Here is a 22,704-nt window from a genome sequence, read left to right as displayed (position 1 = left end):
CCCCGTAGTCTGGTTGCAGATCGCACCCGACAACGCCTATGATCCAGCAGTCAGTCAACGGGTAACGATTTTGTCATGTCTTTTCGAACTCTGATTGCTCATCAAAATATCTGGCTGGATGAACGACTGAATACCGGTCGCGGCTCGTATCATATCGGTGGTCATGTTGAAATCGCCGGGCATATTGACCACGATGCCTTCAAGTCGGCGCTGAATGGGCTGCTCGATCGCCATAGCAGTCTTCAGTTGTGCGCGTCACATATTTTCACGCGCAAATTGCCACAGTTTTATATATCAACAGATGTCTCATGGTCACTCGGTTGGCGTGACTTTTCCGGTACATCAAATCCTGATCTCGCGGCCCATGAGCATATGCAGGCATGGTTCAGGGAGCCGTTTCCGGATGACGCGCCGCTGTTTCGCTGGGCGCTGATCCGGCTGGCACCGGATCGCCATCTCTGGTTCAAGGCCTATCATCATCTTCTGGTCGACGGTGCCGCGATCTCGCTGATCGTCCAGGATGCCGCCCGCGCCTATACCGCCATCATCGAAGGCCGCGAGCCGCAATCGACCGGCAGCGACGCCGGCGCCCTGCCCGATCCGCTGACCGGAGACGAGGCGGCGGCCGAGCGCTACTGGACAGACGCGCTCGATCCGGCCCCGGCCGCATTGGTGGTGCCGCCACCGCTGCCTGATCTGGCGGCGCCGGCCCCCGGACGCCGGCTGACGATCACCCTTGCCCGTGACCGGTTCAACGCGCTGGACGGGATCGCCCGCACCGCCGGCATCGGCCCGGCGCCGCTGATCACCACTGTCTTCGCGGCTGCCCTGCTGCGGGTGACCGGCGCCGGGGCGCTGGTTGCCGGCCTGCCGGTCGCCAACCGCCCGAGCCCCGCCCACAAGGCGGCCATCGGGCTGTTCGCCACCCTTCAACCGGCGATCCTGTCGATCGCCGGCGCCGACCGGCCGCTTGCCACCGCCACCGCCTTCAGCCGGCAGTTGCGGGCCGGCTATCGGCATCGGCGGCTGCCACTGGCGGCACAGGCGGCGGTGCTCGCCCGCTCCCGCGGTCGCCATGCCCCGGCATTCGACCTGACCCTGTCGTTCGAGCGTCACGACTATGACGCCCGCTTCGGCACCGCCGCCTCGCGCGCAATCACCTTGTCGACGGGTCGCGAGCCGCATCCGCTGGCGGTGTTCGTGCGGGATTATCACGATGACGCCCCGGTGGTGATCGACATCGACTGGCGCAGCGATGCCCATTCGGCGGCTGACATCGCCGAATGTGCCCGCCGGTTCCAGCTGCTCGTTGCCCGGCTGATCGCCACGCCGGATGCGACACTCGACCAGATCGACCGCCCCGATGCCGCCGACGGGTCCACAATGCCGGCAGCCATCGCCGGTGCGCTGCCCGACAACGCGGCCGGCCCGCCGCTCGCCGATGCGGTCCTTGCCGCCGCCGGACGCACACCCGACGCCACCGCGGTCGTCGAGGTCGAAACCGGCCGGAGCCTCAGCTATCGCGATCTGGCCGGCCGCGCCCGCCGCCGCGCCACCGCCCTGGCTACGGCCGGCATCGGTCCGGAAGCCCTGGTCGGCCTCGCCCATCCGCGTGGCATCGAGCTGGTGGTATCGATGCTGGCCGTCGTGCTGGCCGGCGGGGCCTGGATGCCGCTCGATCCCGACCAGCCGCCGGCACGACAGGCGGCGGTGCTCGCCAGCGCCAAGCCGGTGCTGATCCTGGACGACACCACAGCGGGGGCGCTCGACAGCACCGTCGGCGCCGATGCCGGGGCCGGTCTCGTCCAGCATCTCCTGCACCCCCAACAGCTGGCCTATCTGCTGCACACCTCGGGCTCGACCGGCCGGCCGAAGCCGGTTGCGATCCCGCATCAGGCACTTGCCGCCCATATGGCCTGGATGCAGCGGGCCTTCCCGCTGGGGCCGGGTGACGTCGTCCTCCACAAAACCCCATCCGGATTCGATGCCTCGATCTGGGAGGTCTGGGCGCCGCTGATGGCAGGCGCGCGGCTGGTGCTGGCGCCCACGGGCAGCCATCGCGACCCGGATGCGCTCGGCCGCGCGCTCACCTCCCACGCCGTCACCACGCTTCAGGTGACGCCCACCTTGCTCGACGCCCTGATCCGTAGTGGCGGGCTCGACGGCGGCCATCATCTCACCCGGCTGTTCGTCGGCGGCGAGGCACTGGCCATGACCACGATCGCCGCCGCGCGGACGGTGCTGCCGGATGCCTGCGCGATCATCAATCTGTATGGCCCCACCGAATGCTGCATCGACGCCGCATCATGGACGGCAGGCCCGCCCCTGCCTGCGCCGCTGCCATCGATCCCGACGGTGGCGCCGCTTGGCCAGCCGGTCGACGGGGCCAGCCTGGCCGTGCTCGACGACACCGGCCAGCCGGTCGCCATCGGCGTCGTCGGTGAACTGGCGATCGGCGGCACCGGTGTCGGGCGTGGCTATCCGGGCGATCCGGCCCGCACCGCCAATACCTTCCGTCCCGATCCCGATGCCGCCCGCCCCGGCGCGCGCCGCTATCTGACCGGCGACCGGGTACGGCTGGATGCGGCGGGCCGTCTGTTGCCGCTCGGCCGCCTGGATGATCAGATCAAGCTTCACGGCCAGCGGATCGAGCCCGCCGAAATCGAGGCCGCTCTCACCAGCCACCCGGCGATCCTGCGGGCCGGTGTCGCCCTGGCCCGGCTGGCCGATGGCAGCGTCCGGCTGGGCGCGCACCTGGTGCCGGCCCCGGGCGAGGTTCTGCCGGATATGGCCGGGCTGCGCCGTCATCTGCAGGCGATCCTGCCGGTGAACATGCACCCGACCCATATCAGCACCGCCGCCGACCTGCCGCTGACGGCATCCGGCAAGCTCGACCGCCGGGCGCTTGCCGCCGATGCCATCATGATGCCGGCAGCCGAGGGGGAAGCCGGCGCCGGCATCGTCGACCCGATCATGCAGGGCATCGCCACGATCTGGGCCGAGGTGCTGGCCAGTGCCCACCCCGCATCCCATGATGTCCGCCCCGGCCCGCAGGATGATTTCTTCGCCCTGGGGGGCCATTCCCTGAAAGCGATGCAGGTTGCAACCCGTCTGCGGGCGGTGTTCGAGGTCGAGATCGGGATGGAGGATCTGTTCGATCATCCCCGCCTCGTCCAGTTGGCGGCCCGGGTGACCGCCCTGCGCCGCCATGGCACCGCCCTGCCGCCTCCCCCCCTGATCCGGGCCATGCTGCCCGACGGCACGCCCCGGCCGCTGTCCTTTGCCCAGGAGCGGATCTGGTTCCTGGCACAGTGGCCCGACGGCGCCGTGGCCTATAACATGGCCATGGCCGTGCGGATCGACGGGCCGTTGCGGCTCGATGCCCTCAACCACGCCGTGGCCGGTGTGATCGCCCGCCATCCGATGCTGCGCAGCCGGATCGCCACTATAGACGGCGATCCCGTCCAGATCGTCGAGGCGGCGGCCAGCCTGCCGATAGCGGTGCCGGTCGAGGATCTGTCGGCCCTGCCCGACACGGCACAGGCGCAGGTGATCGCAGACCGGTCGGCGCGCGATGCGGCGAGCCCCTTCGATCTGGCGACCGCGCCGCTGATCCGCCTTGCCCTGCTCCGGCTTGGCGCGGATGCCCATATCCTGCTGATCAATCTGCACCACATCGCCGGCGATGGCTGGTCGGGCCAGATCATCCTTGAAGACCTGGCGGCGCTCTATGACGGCGGAACGTTGCCGCCGCCGCCATCGCTCACCTATGCCGATGTCGCCGCATGGCAGCGCCTGCGCCTGACCGACGCCGAAATCGACCGCCAGCTCGGCTTCTGGCACGACGTATTGACGGCGGTGCCGGTGCTGGACCTGCCGACCGACCGGCCGCGCCCGCCGGTGGTGTCGTCGGATGGCGACAGCCTCGTTCACCTCGTGGCGCCGGCCACCGCCGACCAGTTGCGGCGGTTGGCGGTGCATGCCAGCTGCACGCCGTTCATGGTCATCCTGGCCCTGTTCGCGGCGCTGCTGGGCCGCATGGCCGGGCAATCCGACATCGTCATCGGCACGCCGGTCACCAATCGTCCCGATCCCGACATCGAGCCGCTGGTCGGCTTCTTCACCAACACGCTGCCGATCCGGCTGCGGCTGGATGGCGACCCGGCGATGGTCGAGCTGCTGACCCGGGCACGGCGAGCCAGCCTCGCCGCCTTCGATCATCCGGATGTGCCGTTCGAACGTCTGGTCGATGCCTTCGCGCCCGAACGCCGGCTCAGCCACACGCCCTTGTTCCAGGTGATGCTGGCCTGGCAGATGGCGGGCGCGTCGCGGCTCGATCTTGCCGGCGTGCAACTCACCCGCATGGCCCCCGTCTTCACTGCCGCCAAATTCGATCTGATGCTGTCGGTCGAAGATCTGGGCGGCAGCATGATCTGGCGGTTCGATTATCGCACCCAGCTATTCGATGCCGCCACCATCGCCTTGATCGCCGATCAGCTGGATGCTCTTGCCCGCCATGCCGCCGGCACGCCCGATGCGCGCCTGTCGGCGCTGGTCGCCGGTCTGGCCGATGGCGATGGCGCCCCCGCGCGACCGGCATGGGTTACCACCCCTGATCCGGCCGCGGAGCCCGCAGGCATCGCCGCCGCCGTGCTCGACGCCGCCGGCCGCGATCCGGATGCCGCAGCGGTCGTCGATGCCACCAGCGGCGAGACGCTGCGCTATGCCGGGCTGGTCGCCCGTGCCGGCCGGCGCGCCGCAGCTCTGGTCCGGGCCGGTGCCGGCCCCGAGGCGGTCATCGCCCTTGCCCATCCACGCGGCATCGAGCTTGTGGTCTCGATGCTGGCGGTGGTGATGACGGGCGCGGCATGGCTGGCGCTCGATCCCGATGAACCCGAAGCCCGGTTGCGGCAGATCCGCGATCAGGCAGCACCTGCGCTGATCCTGGATGACGACAGCGTCCGCGCGCTCGATGCGGGTGCCGGTGGCGAGATGATGCCGGCGCCGCGGCCGATACATCCCGACCAGCTGGCCTATATCCTGTTCACCTCCGGATCGACCGGCACGCCCAAGGGCGTGATGGTTCCGCATCGGGCGCTGGCCCGGCATATGGACTGGATGTCACGGCATTTTCCGCTGACGGCCGGCGATGCGGTGCTCCAGAAAACCCCGGTCGGCTTCGATGCCTCGGTCTGGGAGTTCTGGGCGCCGCTGATGGCGGGGGCACGGCTGGTTCTGGCGCCTGCCGGCAGCCATCGCGATCCGGCAATGCTGGGCGATCTGTTGCAGGCGCAGGCGGTCACCGTGCTTCAGGCCACGCCCACCCTGATCGACGCACTGGCCGATGCCGCGACAGGGCCGGCGCCGCTCGCCCGTGCCCGCCATCTGCGCCGGCTGTTTTCAGGGGGCGAGGCGCTGGGTGCTGAAACCATCGCCGCCGCGCGCGCGACCCTCCCCGCCGGCTGCGCGATCATCAATCTCTACGGCCCCACCGAATGCTGCATCGACGCCACCGCCTGGGTGGCCGATGCCGTACCAGCCAGCGGCACCGCACCGCTGGGGTCTGCCATCGACGGCAGCCATCTGGCGGTGATCGATGCCACCGGCCACAGCCTTCCACCGGGGCTGCCGGGCGAACTGGCGATCGGCGGCGATGCCGTCGGCCGGGGCTATCTGAGCGATCCGGCACGCACGGCGCTGGCCTTCCGCCCCGATCCGGCCGCGACCTCGCCGGGCGCGCGCCGCTACCTCACCGGCGACCGGGTGCGGGTGGATGCGGCCGGCCGGCTTTGCTATCAGGGCCGGATCGATGCCCAGGTCAAGCTGCGCGGCCAGCGGATCGAACCGGCGGAAATCGAGGCGGCGCTGATCCGTCACCCCGGCATCGCACAGGCCGGCGTGGTGGTCAGGGCCGAGGCCGACGGCACCGAGGCGCTGATCGCCTGGCTGCTGCTGCGTGGCACGGCACCACTGCCGGCCCCTGAGGCCCTGCGCCGGCATCTGGCGCGCCACCTGCCGATCCACATGATCCCGGCGCGGTTCATCCACACCACCGACCTGCCATTGACCACATCCGGCAAGCTGGACCGGCGGGCGCTTGCAGCCCGTGCGGTGCCGGCCGGCACCGCCACCACACAGCGCCTGCCCGCAACGCCGACCGAGCACCTGATCGCGGGCATCTGGTCCGACATCCTCGGCCGCCCGGCGATCGGCATCGATGACGATTTCTTCGCCCTCGGCGGCCATTCGCTCAAGGCCGTGCGCATGGTCGGGCGGCTGAACGAGGCGCTGCCGGTGGATGTGCCGCTGCGCACGGTGTTCGAGAACCCGACCATCGCCACCCTCGCCCCCGCGCTGGAAGCGCTCGCCGACGCCCTGGCCGCCGATCTGGCCGGGACCGATGACGACCTTGCGGCCCTGCTCGCCAGCATCGAATCGCTTCCGGATACCGCCGCCCAATGACCCGAGATCCCGCAGCCCAGGCCCCGCAGGCCGCCCGCGAACAGACTGCCAGCCTGCTCGACCGGCTGTCGTCGCTGACCCCGGCGCAACGTGCTGCCCTGAAACAGCGGCTGGCCGGGCGCGAGGGCGTCGCCGGAACGACAACAGGTGGAACAGCCGCGACCTTGGTGGCCGGCGGCGGTCTGCCGGAGGCGGGGCGCCGGGCGCCGCTGTCGCCGGCACAGTCGCGCTTCCGGTTTCTGATGGATGGCGGGCAGGCAGCCGATGCCTATGCCATGGCGGCGGTGCTGCGGATCGATGGCCCGCTGGATGCCGAGCGGCTGGCGCTGGCGGTTGGCGACGTGGTCGCGGCCCAGGCCAGCCTGCGCACCCGCATCATCGACACCCCCGCGGGCCCGGTTCAAGAAGTGCTGCCGGTACCAGCGGCGGCGCTCGAACGGATCACGCTGGATCTGTCGGCCGATGCCGATGACGACATGATCGATGCCGCCCTGTCGGCCGCGGCGACAGAGGCACGATGCAGCCCCTTCGATGCCGCCACCGGCCCGTTGTCGCGACTTCGGCTGATCCGGTGCCGCCCCGGCCCGCATGGGTCGGATCCGCATCGGCCGGATCTGCACGGGCCGGATCTGCATGGGCCGGATCTGCATGGGCTGGTGGTGGTGCTGCATCACGTCATCGCAGATGGCTGGTCGATCGGCCTGTGTCTGGCCGAAATCCAGGACGCCTATGCTCGACGCGGGGCCGGCCTGCCGCCGGCACCACCCCCGGCCCGCCAGGCCTTCGAAGAGGCCGAACGGCTGGTGGCCGCGCGCGCCGATGGCGCCGCCGGAACAGCGGCTCATCACCATCGGCTATCTTATTGGGTCGACATGCTGGCCGGCGCGCCGTCGCGGCTGGCGCTGGATGGCGGCACGACCGGTGCCGGGGACAGCACAGACAGCGTACTGCCGGTGCGCCATATACCGCTCGACATCCCGCCGGCGCTGGCAACCGCGCTCACGGGTCTCAGCCGCCGTGTGCCCGGCGCTACCTTGTTCACCGGCCTGCTCGCCGCTTTCCAGGCCACCCTTGCCCGCTTCACCGGCATGGACGACCTGACGGTGGCGGTGGCTGTCGCCAACCGCAACGATCCGGCGCTGGACCGCACCATCGGTGAATTCGCCGATGTCGTGGTGCTGCGCGCGGCGCTCAGCGACGACAGCTCCGCCAACCGGCTGCTGATCGCGGCGCGTGACGCGGCGATCGACGCCCAGGCCCATGACGGCATCACCCTGGCCGAGATCATGGACGCGATCGATCAGGCCCATGGCGCCGATGCACGGCCGGCGATCGATGCCGCCTTCAGCTTCCTGAATGTGCCGGTGCCGGCCACCGCCCGCGATGGCCTGACCTTCCGGTCATTGCCGGTGGCGGGCAGCCGGCTGGATTTCGCCCTGTATCTGACCGTGCATGACCTGCCCGGCGGCGGGCTTGGCGGGTCGCTCAGCCATGCACCCGACCAGGTGCCGGCAGCGCTGGCCGATGCGATCGCCGCCAGCATTCCCCGCATCGCCGCCGCCCTTGCCGCCGATGGCGATGTCGTGCTGTCGGCGCTGCCGCTCGCCCCCGTCCCCTTCATGCCGGATCTCGCCCGGCCATCATCCGCCACCGATGAAGCTGCGGTCTGGCGAGACTGGCTCGCACGAGTGCTGCCATTGGCCGCCGGTGACCGGCTGCGGATCGATCTGGCACCGGGGCTTGCCGGCCATGCCGCTGCCCTGGCCCATGCCCAGGCCGCCGGTACCGATGTCGTCGCCGTCGCCGAAGACGGCAGCGAGACCACCGGCACAGCAACCGTCGTCATCGCCGCCGACGCAGCACCCGTCGACCGGCGCCCGGATGGCGTCGCCCGTCTGCTGGGGCTGCTGCTGACCGATGATGGCCTGCCGGGCCATGCCTGGCTGCTGGATGATCAGGGTCTGCGCATTCTGGACACGCCCGCCCGGCTGATACCGGTGGCCGGCGGCCCCGATGGCCGCCTGACCGCCCTGCCCGTGGGCGCGCCGGGCCAACTGGCGGTGGTCGAGGCGGCGGGGCGCCTGCATCCGGCCGGTAGCCGTGGCCGGCGCCTTGCCTGCGGCCGCATCCGGCCCCTGCCCGATATGGCCGGCCGCCTGCCGCGCCATGGTCTCCGTATCGGGCCCGACGAGGTCGCCGCCGCGATCCGCTGCCGGCCCGACATCGCCGATCTGGCGGTGGCCATCCGCACCGATCTGGCCGGTCAGCCGCTGATGCTGGCCTGGGTGGCGATCACGATCGCCGCGATCGATCCGCTGCGTGTCGACGAAGACATCCGCGCGGCCCTGCCCGCCGGCCTGCGTCCCGATCTGGTGGTGCCGGTTGCGGCCATCCCCCGCGACAGCACGGGCCGCCCCGATCTGCGGCTGTTGAACCGCATCGCTCTGCCCGCAGCCCCCGCAATCGATGGCGAGGCGGCCCTGCTGTTCATCGACATTCCCGCCGCCGGCCCCGGCCGCCGCCATCTGTCGGATCTGCCGGGTCACCGGCCGATGCGCCGTGCAGATGCGGAAGCACCCGTAACGGACGCGCCCGCCGATGACACCGACTGGCTGGTGCCCGGCAATCCGCCCCCGCCGGCATTCGCCGATGGCGGGCCGTTGGTGTTGCCCGAAGATGCACCGACCACGCTGGATTCGGCACTGGTCGCCACCGCCGCCCGCTATCCCGCTCGCGGCATTCTTCATGACGATGGCACGGGCGAGCCGCGGCTTCAGCGCTATGACGCGCTGCTCGCCGCCGCACGCCGGCGGCTGGGCGCGCTTCAGGCCGCAGGGCTTGGCGCCGGCGATCGGGCAGTTCTGGTCTTCGCCGATCTGGCCCTGCATCTGGAAACCCTGTGGGCCTGCATTCTGGGCGGCATTCAGCCGGTGACCGTGGCCGTGCCGCAGGCGGCCGATGATGCGGTGCTGGCCAAGCTCGTCAACACCCACACCCATCTGTCGACCGCTCATCGCCGACCGGCGGTTCTGACCTCGGCCGATATCGCCACGCGTCTGGCCTCGCTGACCGCCGAGGCCTGCATGGCCGCCCTGCCCCTGCTCGCGATCGACCGGCTGGCTGGCACCGGCGACGGCCGGCGTCATGTCCCGACCCCCGATGACGTCGCGATCATTCAGCTCTCCTCCGGCTCGACCGGCACGCCGAAATGCATCCCCATCACCCACAGGGGCGTGATCGCCCATATCCGGGGTCAGGTGGCGGCCTTCGGGCATGGGTCCGACGACGTGTCGATGAACTGGCTGCCGCTCGACCATGTCGTGCCGATGCTGACCTGTCATCTGAAGGATACCGTGCTGGGCCGGATGCAGATCCAGGCACCGACCGCGGCGGTTCTGGCCGATCCGCTGCTGTGGCTGGACCTGATCGAACGCCATCGCGTCACCCTGGCCTGGGCACCGAATTTCGCCTTCAAGCTGGTCAGTGCCGGGATCGTCGGCAGCGACCGGCAGCGCGACCTGTCGTCGATCCGCTGGTTCATCAATGCCGGCGAACAGGTAACGGCGCCGGTGGTGGACGGCTTCCTGCGGGCGCTGGCCCCGCATGGGCTGCGGCCCGGTGCGGTGCGCAATGAATTCGGCATGGCCGAGCTGTGCACGGTGATGACCGGCGGTGTCGATGCCACCGATCCCGATGCCGTGCATCTGGTGGCGAAATCCTCGCTGGCCGGCCGGTTGCGGCGCGCGGGCGGCCCCGGTCCCGGTGTCACCGCCTTCGTCGATGCCGGCTGGCCCATCCCCGGCGTCGCGATCCGGATCGCCGATGCCGATGGTGGCACCTGCCCGGAAGGGGTCATCGGCCGGTTCCAGGCGCGAGGCGCGGTCACCACCCCCGGCTATATCGACAACCCCGCCGCCAATGCCACAGCCTTCGCCGATGCCGGCTGGTTCGACACCGGCGATCTGGGCTTCATCGCCCGGGGCCGGCTGGTGCTGACCGGTCGCGAGAAAGAGGTGATCGTCGTCCGGGGCGTCAATCATCACGCCCACGAGATCGAGGATATCGCCGGCACGGTGCCCGGCATCGCCGCCACCTTCGTTGCCGCCACCGCCGTCGACCGACCGGAGATCGGCACCGAGGGCGTGGCGATCTTCTATGTCCCGGAGGGCGATGCGGACGGCGATGCCGACGACGCCCCGGCGCGCGCGGCCGAGATCCGCGCACTCACCACCCGGCTTGCGCGCAGCCTGGGGTTGACCCCGGCGGCGGTGGTGCCGCTGGATCGCGCCGCCTTCCCCAAGACCACCAGCGGCAAGATCCAGCGCACGGCCCTGCGCCGACAATTGGAATCCGGCGCCTTCGATGCCCGGCTCAAGCGTATTGACGAGGCGCTCGGCGCCGCGCGCAGCCTGCCCGATGTGATGCTGGAACCGGTGATGGTGCCGGCGGCACCGCTTTCCGCTCCATCTGCCCTGGCCGTATCCGCACCATCAGTCGTCGAAGACCGGCTGCCGGCAGGTCTGGAGCTTGCCGCCGCCATCCACCGGCGTCAGGCGGTTCTGGCCGGGCTGGCTGCCGCCGGCGCGGATGGCGAACTGGTCAGCGTCACCATCGCCGGTGACGTCACCGCCGCAGCGGCCGACGCCTTCACCGCCGCGGCCCTGGCCGAGTATCAGGATGCCGATGGCCGTGCATGGCGGCTGCGGCGGATCGGCGTCGATCCGGCCACGCCCGAAGCGCTGATCCGCGCCGAAATCGACCATGGCATCGGCGATGTGACGATCACCGCCACCGGCGACCGGCTGATGCCGGCGCTGCGGCCGGCGCCCGATCGCTCCGCCCCGGATCTGTCGGCAGACGGGCCGGTCATCCGCCCCGGCGGCCACTATCTGATCACCGGCGGGCTGGGTGGCATCGGACAGGCGCTTGCCCGGCATCTGATCGATCGGGGGGCCGGCGCGCTGCTGATCATCGGCCGGCGCGTTCCGGCCGACCCGGCGGTTGCCGCCGCCTGTGCGGACCTTGGCCGGTCGGGTGCGACCATCCGCTATGCGGCGATCGACCTCGGCGCCGCCTCCGCCGCGCCGGCACTGATGATGGTCCGAGACGACGCCGAAGCCGCGGCATGCCGTCCGTTGGACGGGATCTTCCACCTTGCCGGCCGCTATCGCGAAGCGCCGGCGACGGATGAGACCGCGGCATCGGTGATCGATCTGGCCACGGTCAAGCTGGCGGGATTTCAGCAGCTTCATGATCTGCTGGCCGGGCGGCCCGACAGCATGCTGGTCGGATTTTCGTCGGTGGTCGCCCATCTGCCGGCCGCATCCACCGCCGCCTATGCCGCCGCCAATGCCGGGATGGAAGCGCTCGCCAGCCGCCTGCGCACCACGAATAACGGTCATGGCCCGCGCATTCTGACCATCGCCTGGAGCCAGTGGAACGGACCGGGCATGGGGCAGTCGGTCACCGGTGCCGCCGGCCTTGCCCGCGCCCGCGGCCTGCTGCCGGTGGTGCCTGAAGACGGGATGATGGCGCTGGAGGTGACGATCGCCGCCGGCCTGACACGCGCGGTTATCGGCATCGATCGCAGCCATCCCTTCATCAGGCCGCGGGTGATCGATCCGGCAGCCGGTCATGCGCGGACAGAGGCCGTGCTGCTGGTCGCGGATGACGCCATAGCACCGGCGGCCCTGGTTCAGGCCACCGACCGGTTCGGCACAAGGCTGCGGCCACGGGTGGTGCGCATCGCCCGCCTGCCGCGCGGTGCCGATGGCCGGCTCGATCCTGCAGCCGCCGCCGATCTGGCGCGAAACCGCCAGATCGCGGCGGCGGTAGCACCACGCACCGCCACCGAACATCTGCTGGCCCGGATCTGGTCGGCATTGCTGCCGGCACCGGTCACCAGCATCGATGCTGATTTCTTCGCGCAGGGCGGTCATTCGCTGCTGGCGGCACGGATCGTGGCCCGGATCACCGAGGCCATGGCCGATCAGCCGGGCGCAGACGGGCAGAGGGCACGCCTGACGCTGGCCCCGGCGGTGATCTTCGATGCGCCGACCATCCGTGCGTTGGCCGCACGGATCGACGCTCTGCGCGCGGCACATGATCTGGCGGACATCGACGCCCGGAGCAGTGCCGATGCGGATGACGATTTCGAGGAGGGCGCGCTGTGACCGCCACAGATCTGCTGAGCCGTGTCGCCAGTGCCGGCATCACGCTTCGGGTCGAAGATGGCGCCCTGCGCTTCCGCGCGCCCAAGGGTGCATTGACCGAAGATCTGCGGGCCGCGCTTGCCGCACGCCGCGACGAGTTGATCCAGTTGCTGACCGACGCGGCGGCGATGACCGGTGACGACCGCGAGCCGCCTTTGCCATTCACGGCCGTGCTGCCGGACGAGATCCCGATCGCCCCCGGTCAGGCGCGCTGGTGGTTTCTGGATCAGTTGGGCGCGCCCGCGGAATCGGCCGCGATCGCGGCGGCCCTCGATCTGGTCGGACCGCTCGACACCGGCCGGCTGTCGGCCGCCTTTGCCACGATCGTCGCCCGCCACGAACCGCTGCGCACCGCGCTGGTCGGGCATGACGGCGCACCCCGCGCGGTGCTGCACCCGGCACCTGCCCATTGGCCCCTGCCGATCATCGATGCCGCCGATGACGCAGCCGCCGACATCATCGCCCGTGCCGAGGCCGGCCGTCGTTTCGAGCTTGCGACCGGGCCGCTGCTGCGCACGGTGCTGATCCGTGTCGCCCGCGACCCGGGGCGGCATCGTCTGGTCGTGGTGCTGCATCATGCCGCGGCCGATGGCTGGTCTCTTGGCGTTCTGGTGCGTGAGCTTGCGGCCCTGTATGGCGGCGAAGCCCTGCCGGCCCTGCCGCTCCGCTATGCCGATGCCGCGCGCGATCAGGCGCGGATCAGCGCCCGGGATCTGGCATATTGGCGCCACCATCTCGACGGCCTGCCACCGCCCGAACCCCTGCCCTTTGCCACCGATCCCCACGCCACATCCGGTCTCGACCGCGATCCGGTGGTGCGCCACGACCTGCCGGCCGCCACCATCGCCCGCCTGGAGGCACTGGGCCGCGCGCAGGGCGTCACCGCCTTCATGATCCTGTCGGCGGCGGTGCAGATCCTGCTGGCCCGGTTGTCGGGGCAGGTCGATTTCGCCATCGGCACCCCGGTTGCCGGCCGCGACCGGCCGGCGCTGGAGCCGCTGGTCGGCTTTCTGGTCAACACGGTGGTGCTGCGCAGCAGCCTGACGGCCGCGGGCGATCAGGCTGCGCTGCGCCAGCTTCTGGCCGCGATCCGCAGCGACACGCTGGCGGCGCTCGCCCATCAATCCCTGCCCTTCGACCGTCTGGTCGATGTCCTCGCCATCCCGCGCAGCGGCACCGACAACCCGCTGTTCCGGGTGCTGGTGGCGGTGCAGAACACGGCGATTCCGGATCTGGTGCTGGACGGTTTGACCGTGATCCCGCGCCCCGCGCCGCTCTCGGCCACCCGGCTCGATCTTGAAATCCATGGCGATGCCAGCCCCGGCCGCTTCGGGCTGACCGTCACCCATAATCCGGCGGTGATCGGCCATCAGGCGGCGCGAATGCTGATCGACCGGCTGGCGCTGGTGCTGGAGGCGATCGCCGCCGATCCGGATCAGCCCTGGACCGCGATCCCCCTGATGACCACGGCCGAAGCCACGCGGATCGACAGGGCATCGCGCGGTGCCACCACCCGTCACCCGCATGTTCCGGGCGAAATCCTGGCCCGTCTGGCCGAAGCCCCGGATGCGCCGGCGCTCGCCGATCGGACCGGCACGCTGTCCCGCGCCGGCCTGCTGTCGCGGGCGCGTCATCTGGCGGCACAGCTTGGCGACGATGTCCGTGGCCGGCCGGTCGGGTTGATGGCGGGGCGCGGGATCGACCACGGCGTCGGGCTGCTGGCGATCTGGCTTGCCGGCGCCGGCGTGATGCCGCTGGATGATGATCTGCCGGATAGCCGGCTTCAGGTCATGCTGGACATCGCGGAGCCCGCGGCCCTGATCACCACCGCGGCGCTGCAACCGCGCCTGACGGCCATTGCCGGCCCGGTGCCGGTGCTGGTGCCGGATGCCAAGGCGGCCGCCATGTCGGCCGATACCGGCGGCGCCGTCACCACCACCCCCGACAGCCTGTCCTATCTTCTGTTCACCTCTGGCTCCACCGGCACGCCCAAGGCAGTGGCGGTGGCATGGCGGACGCTGGATCAACTGACCGGCTGGCACCGTGCCCGCCACCCCGAACCGGCCCGCACCCTCGGTTTCGCGCCCACCGGCTTCGATGTCAGCCTTCAGGAAGCCGCCATCGCCTGGGCCGAGGGCGGCTGCTGGATCGTGGCCTGCGATGCCACCCGCCGCGACCCCACAGCCCTCGCCCGCTTCATCGACGATCACGCCATCACCCGCCTGTTCCTGCCGGTGGTGATGCTGCATGCGCTGGCCGATCATCTGGCCGAGCATCCGGGCGACATCCCCTCGACCGTCACCACCGTCATCACCGCCGGCGAGCAATTGCGCATCACCCCCGCCGTCCGTGCCTGGTGCCGCCGCAGCCGCTTCCGGCTCGACAATCAATACGGCCCCACCGAAACCCATGTCGTCGCGGCCGAGTTGCTGGAGCCGGGCGATGTCGAACACTGGCCCGACCGGCCACCCATCGGCCATCCTGTCGATGGCGCCGTGCTGCATGTCACCGACGCGCAGGGCCGGGTCTTGCCCGATGGCGTGGCCGGGGAACTCCGCGTCGGCGGCACGGCCCCCGCCATCGGCTATCATGGCGATCCCGGCCGCACCGCCGAGCGCTTCGTCACCGGCCCCGATGGCGGCCGGGTCTATTGCACCGGCGACCGGGTCCGCCGCCTGCCCGATGGCCGGCTGGCCTATCTGGGCCGCGCCGACGATCAGGTGAAGATCCGCGGTGTCCGGGTCGAGCCGGGCGAGATCGAGGCCGCGCTGGGCACGCACCCGGATGTCGCCCAGGCGCTGGTGGTGGTCCGCCGCATCGCCGGTGCCGCGACCCTGGTCGCCCATATCGAGCCGCGGGTGATGCCGGGCGATGATGTCGCCCTCGCCGATGCCCTGCGCGCCCATCTTCGCGCCCGCCTGCCCGATCCGATGATCCCGGCGCGCTGGGTGATCGCGCCGGCGCTGCCCAGATCGGCCAATGGCAAGCTCGACCGCCGCGCTTTGCCCGATACCGACGGCCTGACACTCGCCGGCGATACCGCATCGGCCCCGCCCGCCACCGACACCGAAATCGCGCTCGCCGCCCTCTGGGCCGAGGTGCTGGGCATCGATAGCGCCAGCATCCATGCCGGCGATGATTTCTTCGCCCTTGGCGGCCATTCCCTGCGCGCCACCCAACTCGTCGCCCGCATCGCCCGCGATCTCGCCGTCGACCTCGCCGTCGCCCGGATCTTCGAGGCGCCGGTTCTGGCCGAGATGGCGGCGCTGATCGACGATGCCCGTACCGATGCCCTGGCCTCGGAACTCGCCGACCTGACCGATGCCGATCTGCTCGCGCTGTTTGACGATGACGGCACGGATCACGACACCACGGAGTTGCCGCGATGAGCGACCGATCCTCTGCCGCCGAGTTGCGCGACCGGCTGCGCGCGCTCACGCCGGAGCAACGCGCGGCCCTGGAACGCAGGCTCGCGGCCGCGAAGCGCGCTGCCCCCGCCGACGCGAACACCCCCCGCAGCCCTGGCCCGACCGGAACGGCCGGTGCCGCGCCGATCCCGCATGTGCCGCGCGATCAGCCGCTGCCGGCCTCGTTCGCGCAGGAGCGGTTGTGGTTCATCGACCAGTTGGCGCCCGGCACGGCGGCCTATAACATGCCGGCTGCCCTCAGGCTGGCGGGGCAGTTGGATGTGGCGGCGCTCGCCACCTGTTTTGCCCGCATCGTCGCCCGCCACGAAGCCCTGCGTACCAGCCTCATCGCTCACGATGGCCGGCCGGTACAGGTGATCGCGCCGCCGCCATCCGATTGGCCGCTGACGGTCGAGGATATGAGCGGTGCCGACCCTCTGGACATTCAGGCACGGGTTGCCGCCGAAGCGGCAGCCCCCTTCGACCTCGCCTCGCCCCTGAAGCTGCGCACCCGCCTGATCCGGCTGGCCACGGACGAGCATCTGCTGCTGCTGACCCTGCATCACGTGGCCTCCGATGGCTGGTCGATCGGCGTGCTGACCGCCGAGATCGGTGCGCAATACGCAGCGGCCCTGGATGGCCGCCCCGATCCGCTGCCGCCGCTTGCCTGCCAGTATGGCGATGTCGCCGCCTGGCAGCGGGCCCGGCTGTCAGGACCGGTGATGGCGCGGGAACTCGACCACTGGCGCCGCACGCTCGATGGCTTCGTGCCCGGCGAATTGCCGATGGACCGGCCGCGCCCGCCGGTTCAGCAGTTCGACGGCGCCACCATCAACCGCCGCCTGCCGGCGGCGTTGGCGCGGCGGGTGACGGCCGCGGCCCGCGCCGCCAAGGCAACGCCGTTCATCATCCTGCTGGCGGCGTTCAATGCCTTCATGGCCCGGTTCAGCGGCGAGACCGATGTGTCGGTCGGCATTCCGGTCGCCAACCGCACCCATCCGGATGTCGAGGCGCTGATCGGCTTTTTCGTCAACGCCCTGGTGGTGCGGGTGCCGCTGACCGGTGACCCCGCGATGGCGGAGATCTTCCAGCGCACCCGCCAGGCGGCGATGACCGCCTATGACCATCAGGATCTGCCTTTCGAACGGCTGGTGGCCGAGCTTCAGCCCGAACGCGACCCCGCCCGTCCGCCTCTATTCCGCATCGCCTTCGCGGTCCAGAACGCCGCCACCGGCGGCATCAGCCTTCCCGGCCTGCGGCTCAGCCCGTTCGAGGCGCCGATCACCCAGACCCGCATGGACATGGAATGGCATGTCTTCGAACGCGCCAAAGCCGATGGTGCGCCGGCCGGGTTCGATCTGGTCGTCGCCTATGCGACCGCGCTGTATGACCATGACAGCGTCGCCGCAATGATCGATGCCTGGATCGTGCTGCTCGATGCCGGGCTCGACCATCCCGACATGACCCTGTCGGCGCTGCCACTGCTGGATGACGCCGGGCTTGCCCGCGCCATCGCCCGTGGCCGGGGCGCTGCATCACCGCCATCGCCCGCGGACGATCTGGGGCGGAGCACGCTCGCGGTCGCGGCACAGGCCGGCGACCGGCCGGCGCTGATCGGCGCCGATGGCACCGTCTGCACCTATCGCCAGTTGGCAGCCCGTGCGACCGCCATCGCCGCCGGCCTCCACCAGCGCGGCGTCGGCGCCGAGGATGTGGTTCTGGTGCTGGCCGATCGCGGCCCGGACCAGATCGCCACCACCCTGGGCATCTGGCTGGCCGGCGCCTGCCATCTGCCGGTCGATCCGGCCCAGCCCGATGCCCGTCTGGCCCTGATGCTGGCAACCGGCCGCCCGCGCCTTGTGCTCAGCGATGATGCCGGCCTCGCCCGGCTGGCATCACCTGCCGCCGCCTCTGCCGAGTTCGAGGCGCCGGCCGTGGCCGATATCGCCACCATCGGTATGGCGGACGAAGCACCGGTGCCCAGTATCCCCGCGATCGACGCGGCACGCCTCGCCTATATCATCTTCACCTCCGGCTCCACCGGCACGCCCAAGGGGGCCATGCTCAGCCATGGCGGGTTGCTGAACACGGCCCTCGCCCAGATCCGCCAATGCGGCATCGGCCCGGATGACCGGGTCGCGCAGATCGCCTCACCCGGCTTCGACGCGGCGCTGTCGGAAATGATGATGGCGCTGCTGGCCGGCGCCACCCTGGTGCCGGTGCCGGCGGATGTCGCGCGCGACCCGGCGGCGCTGGCATGTTTCCTGACCGATCGGGCGATCACGGTCGCGACCCTCACCCCTTCGATGCTGGCGGCGATCGATCACGACCTGCCACAGATACGGGTGCTGCTGGTCGCGGGCGAAGCCTGCCCCGCTGCCCTGGTCCGGCGCCATGCCCCCGGCCGCCGGCTGGTCAACGCCTATGGCCCGACCGAAATATCGGTCTGCGCCACCATGGATGTGGACATCGACGCCGATGATGTGGCCGTGCTGCCGCCCTCGATCGGCAGCGCCATCGACGGTGTCGAGATCCTGATCCTGGATCGCCATGGCCGGATCGTGCCCGATGGCGTCGCCGGCGAATTGTGCATCGGCGGCCAGGGCGTCGGGCGTGGCTATGTCCGCCGGCCCGGCCTGACCGCCGACCGGTTCATGCCCCATCCCTCGGCCGGCCGGCCGGGCGCGCGGCTGTACCGGTCGGGCGATCTCGTGCGCCGCCGCATCGATGGCCGGTTCGACTATCTGGGCCGGATCGATACCCAGGTGAAGCTGGGCGGCAACCGGATCGAGCCGGGCGAGATCGAAGCCGTGCTGCGCCAGGACCCCGCCGTCGCCGATGCGGTGGTGGGCGTGGTCGCGCCGGCATCGACAATGGCGCCCGATACCGTCGCCGACGCCGGCGCCGACACGGCCCGTAACGGACCGCCGATCGCCATCCGCCCCGCCGCGGCACTGGCCGATGGCCGCAGGCTGGAACTCTGGCCGTCGATCGCCGAGCATTTCGTCTATGACGAGACGCTGTATCACGCGATGACCCATGACGAGGCCCGCAACGCCCATTACCGGGCGGCGATCCGCGCCGCCGTGCCGGGCCGGATCGTGGTCGAGATCGGCACCGGCGCCGATGCCATCCTGGCACGGTTCTGCGCCGAGGCCGGCGCCGCCCATGTCTATGCGATTGAACTGCTTGAATCCTCGGCCAGCGCCGCGACCGAAACCGTCCGCCGGCTGGGCCTCGCCGACCGGATCACGGTCATCCATGGCGATGCCCGGCGCGTCAGCCTGCCCGAACCTGCCGACCTCTGCGTGTCGGAAATCATCGGCCCGATCGGCGGCTGCGAGGGCTCGGCCGTGATCCTGAACGACGCCTGGCGGCTGCTGAAGCCCGAGGGCACCATGATCCCGGCCCGCACCCGGTCGATGGTCGCGGGCGTGGAACTGCCGCAGGGGTTCCGCGACCAGCCGGGCTTCACCAGCCTCACCGCCGGCTATGTCCGCCGGATCTTCCAGGATCGCGGCGGCGCCTTCGACCTCAGGCTGTGCATCAAGGGCCTGACCCATGGCGACCTGCTGACCGACGCCGGCGTGTTCGAGGATCTGGACCATGCCGGGCCGGTCGCGACCGAAAGCCGTCACGATCTGGTGCTGACCGCCACCCGCGATGGTCATCTCACGGGCCTGTTGGTCTGGCTGAACCTGCATGCCCGGCCTGATGTGGTGATGGACACGCTGGGCGAGATCTGCTGCTGGCTGCCGGTGTTCCTGCCGGCTTTCGGCGATGGCCGCAAGGTCACCGCCGGCACCCGCATATATCTGACCATCGACCGGCGGCTGCATGCCAATGGTATCAACCCGGACTTCCACCTGACCGGCCGGATCGAGACCCCGGATGGCGACGTGGAGCACTTCGATGCCACCAGCCCCAATCATCCGGCCCCGGGTGGTGCCGCCGATTTCCGGGCGACGCCGTTCTATCGGCGGCTCTTCCCCGAGATCAGCCCTGCCGGCCGGGATATGGACGGGATCGCCGACCGGCGGCTGGTCGCCTGGGTGACCCGGCGGCCGGGCGCCGACCCGCAAGGCGATGCCGTCCTTGCCCGCGACCGCGTGGCCGAATGGCGGGCGCTTTATGAAACCGCCGGACCGGCGGATACGGCCGGCGCCGACAGCGGCATCGCTGATCCGGCCGACGACGACGCCCTGTTCGCCGGCTGGAACAGCAGCTATACCGGCCGCGCGATACCGGCGGCCGAGATGCGCCGCTGGCGCGACCAGACGGTCGCCGCCATCCGCCGGCTGTTCCCGGCGGCACATCCGCCGCATCTGGTGGAAATCGGCTGCGGTGCCGGGCTGCTGCTGGACCCGCTGGCCGAGCATGTGGCGTCGTGTCTCGGCACCGATTTTTCGGCCGCGACCCTGGCCGGGCTGGAGGCGCGGCTTGCGGTTCGCGCGGCATCCGGCACAACCGCAGCACCGATCCGTCTGTTGCGGCAGGAAGCAGCCGACCCCTTGCCGCTGGATGGCGTTACAGCCGATCTGGTGGTGATGAATTCGGTCGCACAGTATTTCCCCGGTCCCGACCATCTGCTGCAGGTGCTGACGCGGATCGGCGAGGCGCTCGCAGGCCGGGGGGCCGCCTTTATCGGCGATATCCGCGATCATGGGCTGGCAGCGGCCTTCCACGCCTCGGTGCTGGCCCACAGCCAGCCCGGCCCGGCCGATGCCGCCCGTGCCCGGGCGGTGACGCAGGCGGTTCTGGCCGACGAGGAACTGATGCTCGACCCGGCCTGGTTCCATGGCCTGACCGGCCGGCTGCCCGGCCTCGCCCATGTCGAGATCGCATTGAAGCGGGGGGCGGACGACAACGAACTGGTGCGCTTCCGCTATGACGTCGCCCTGGTTTTCGGCAGCACGCCGGATGCCATTGCCATCGACAGCCGCTATGGCTGGGACAGTCTGGCGGCTATCGGCGCGCTTGAGCGCCGGCTCGCCGAGACCACCGGCGCCATCGAGATCACCGGCATTCCCAATGCCCGGCTGGTCGATGATTGCGCGCTGGCTCAGGGCCTGGGCCTTATCGACACACGCGGCAACACCGGCCTGGTGGCGATGGACCCCGAAATGCTGTGGCAGATCGCCGAACGGCTGGGCCGGCCGCTGCGGCTGGCGCCGGCCGCCTCAGGCGACCCGGCGGCGATGGATGCCCTGTTCGACCAGATGGGCGCCGCCCAAGGCCCGCATCTGCGCGCCTGGATCCGCCAGCCGCGCCCGCGCGACACGGGCAACCGGCCATCGTTGACCAACGACCCGCTGGCCCGGCGCCGCGATGCCGCCCTGGCCGACCGGCTGCGCACCCTGGCGCGCAGCGTGCTGCCGGGGCCGATGGTGCCGGCATCCGTGATGGTGGTCGAGCGGATGCCGCTCACCGCCTCGGGCAAGATCGACCGCAAATCCCTGCCCGTGCCGGATACCGCCGGCACCGCTCGTCAGGATCGGCCCCGCAGCCTGCCGGCCGACCGCCTGGAGGCAACGCTGGTCGAGATCTGGGAAGCCATGCTCGGCACCGCGCCGATCGGCGTCGACGAGGATTTCTTTGCCCTGGGCGGCCATTCGCTGCTGGGGGTGCGGCTGGTGGCAGAGGTCAAGGCGCGTTTCGGGCAGGCGGTGCCGCTGGACCTGCTGATGCGTGCCGGCACCGTTCGCGACATGGCCGACCATCTCCGCCGCCATGGGCAGCCGGATGGCGCCGGTCATGATGCGCCGGGCGCCGGATTGGTGCCCTTGCGCCGCGCCGGCCGGGGCCTGCCGGTGTTCTGCCTGCCACCCGGCGGCGGGACCGTGTTCTGTTATGCGCCGCTGGTGCAGCGCCTGGCACCCGGCCGCCCGGTTTACGGGCTTCAGGCAGCCGGTGTCGAACCGGGCGAGGCGCCGCATGAAACGCTGGCCCAGATGGCGCAGGCCTATATCGCCGCCGTCCGCCGGGTGCAGCCGCACGGGCCGTATCATCTGATCGGCTGGTCGTTCGGCGGGCATGTCGCCCATGAAATCGCGGCGACGCTTCAGGCCGATGGCGAGACGGTGGCGGTGCTGGCGCTGCTCGATACCTTCCCGCCCGAACACGTGCCCCGGGTGGAAGACCGCTATCGCCGCGACGAGGCCTTTCTCGCCTATCTGGCCGGTCTGGCCGGCCTCGCCGTAATCGAGGCCGAGCTGGAACCGCTGGATCATGCCCGGCGGGTAGCCCTGGTCGCCGCCCGTGCGGTCGCGGCCGGCGCCCTGCCCGCCCATGACGCCGAAGGCACGGTCGACCGGCTGCTGGCCTTGTGCCGGATTTCGGGTCGGCTGGCGCGCGAGGCCGAGCTTGGCCATTATGACGGCCCGCTCACCTTCCTGCGCGCGGCCGAGGCGCTGACACCGGAGCTTGCATCTCTGGCCGGTGCCGATCCATCCTGTGGTTGGGCTGCACGGCTGGGCCGCATGCCGGCGGTCGAGACTGTGCCCGGACGGCACGACACGATGGTGTTTCCACCCCATGTCGACCGGCTGGCAGCGGTGATCGACCGCCTGCTGGCACATCCCGGTCACGGCGGCCCCGGCCACGTGACCGTGTCAACCGCATGA

Annotated in this window: 4 protein-coding genes; all 4 read left to right on the top strand. The window is 70.8% G+C overall.

Features of this window, described 5'->3' with window-relative positions; translation table 11 throughout:
• The first annotated feature begins 75 nt into the window (after positions 1–75).
• Genes IEW15_RS08320 through IEW15_RS08305 form a run of 4 tightly spaced genes read left to right on the top strand, consistent with a single transcriptional unit; the run spans position 76 to position 22,704 of the window.
• Entirely contained in the window at positions 76–6,462 is a 6,387-nt protein-coding gene (locus tag IEW15_RS08320) for a non-ribosomal peptide synthetase (protein ID WP_188576731.1), read from the top strand.
• Positions 6,459–12,635 (top strand): SDR family NAD(P)-dependent oxidoreductase, encoded by a 6,177-nt coding sequence (locus tag IEW15_RS08315; RefSeq protein WP_188576729.1) that lies wholly within the window; start codon positions 6,459–6,461, stop codon positions 12,633–12,635. Before IEW15_RS08320 ends, IEW15_RS08315 begins: the two co-directional genes overlap by 4 nt.
• Positions 12,632–16,063 (top strand): non-ribosomal peptide synthetase, encoded by a 3,432-nt coding sequence (locus IEW15_RS08310; protein ID WP_188576727.1) that lies wholly within the window; start codon positions 12,632–12,634, stop codon positions 16,061–16,063. Before IEW15_RS08315 ends, IEW15_RS08310 begins: the two co-directional genes overlap by 4 nt.
• Positions 16,060–22,704, top strand: a complete 6,645-nt coding sequence (locus tag IEW15_RS08305) for a non-ribosomal peptide synthetase (RefSeq protein ID WP_188576725.1) — start codon at positions 16,060–16,062, stop codon at positions 22,702–22,704. The genes IEW15_RS08310 and IEW15_RS08305 overlap by 4 nt, the downstream gene beginning before the upstream one ends.

The organism is Tistrella bauzanensis, from assembly GCF_014636235.1.
GTDB lineage: Bacteria > Pseudomonadota > Alphaproteobacteria > Tistrellales > Tistrellaceae > Tistrella > Tistrella bauzanensis.
The sequence above is the reverse complement of the archived record's forward strand: the minus strand, read 5'-3'. Positions and strand labels throughout refer to the sequence as shown.

Excerpts from the sequence above, each read along its gene's own strand:
- IEW15_RS08320 (WP_188576731.1), top strand. The coding sequence starts at position 76 with ATGTCTTTTCGAACTCTGATTGCTCATCAAAATATCTGGCTGGATGAA.
- IEW15_RS08315 (WP_188576729.1), top strand. The coding sequence starts at position 6,459 with ATGACCCGAGATCCCGCAGCCCAGGCCCCGCAGGCCGCCCGCGAACAG.
- IEW15_RS08305 (WP_188576725.1), top strand. The coding sequence starts at position 16,060 with ATGAGCGACCGATCCTCTGCCGCCGAGTTGCGCGACCGGCTGCGCGCG.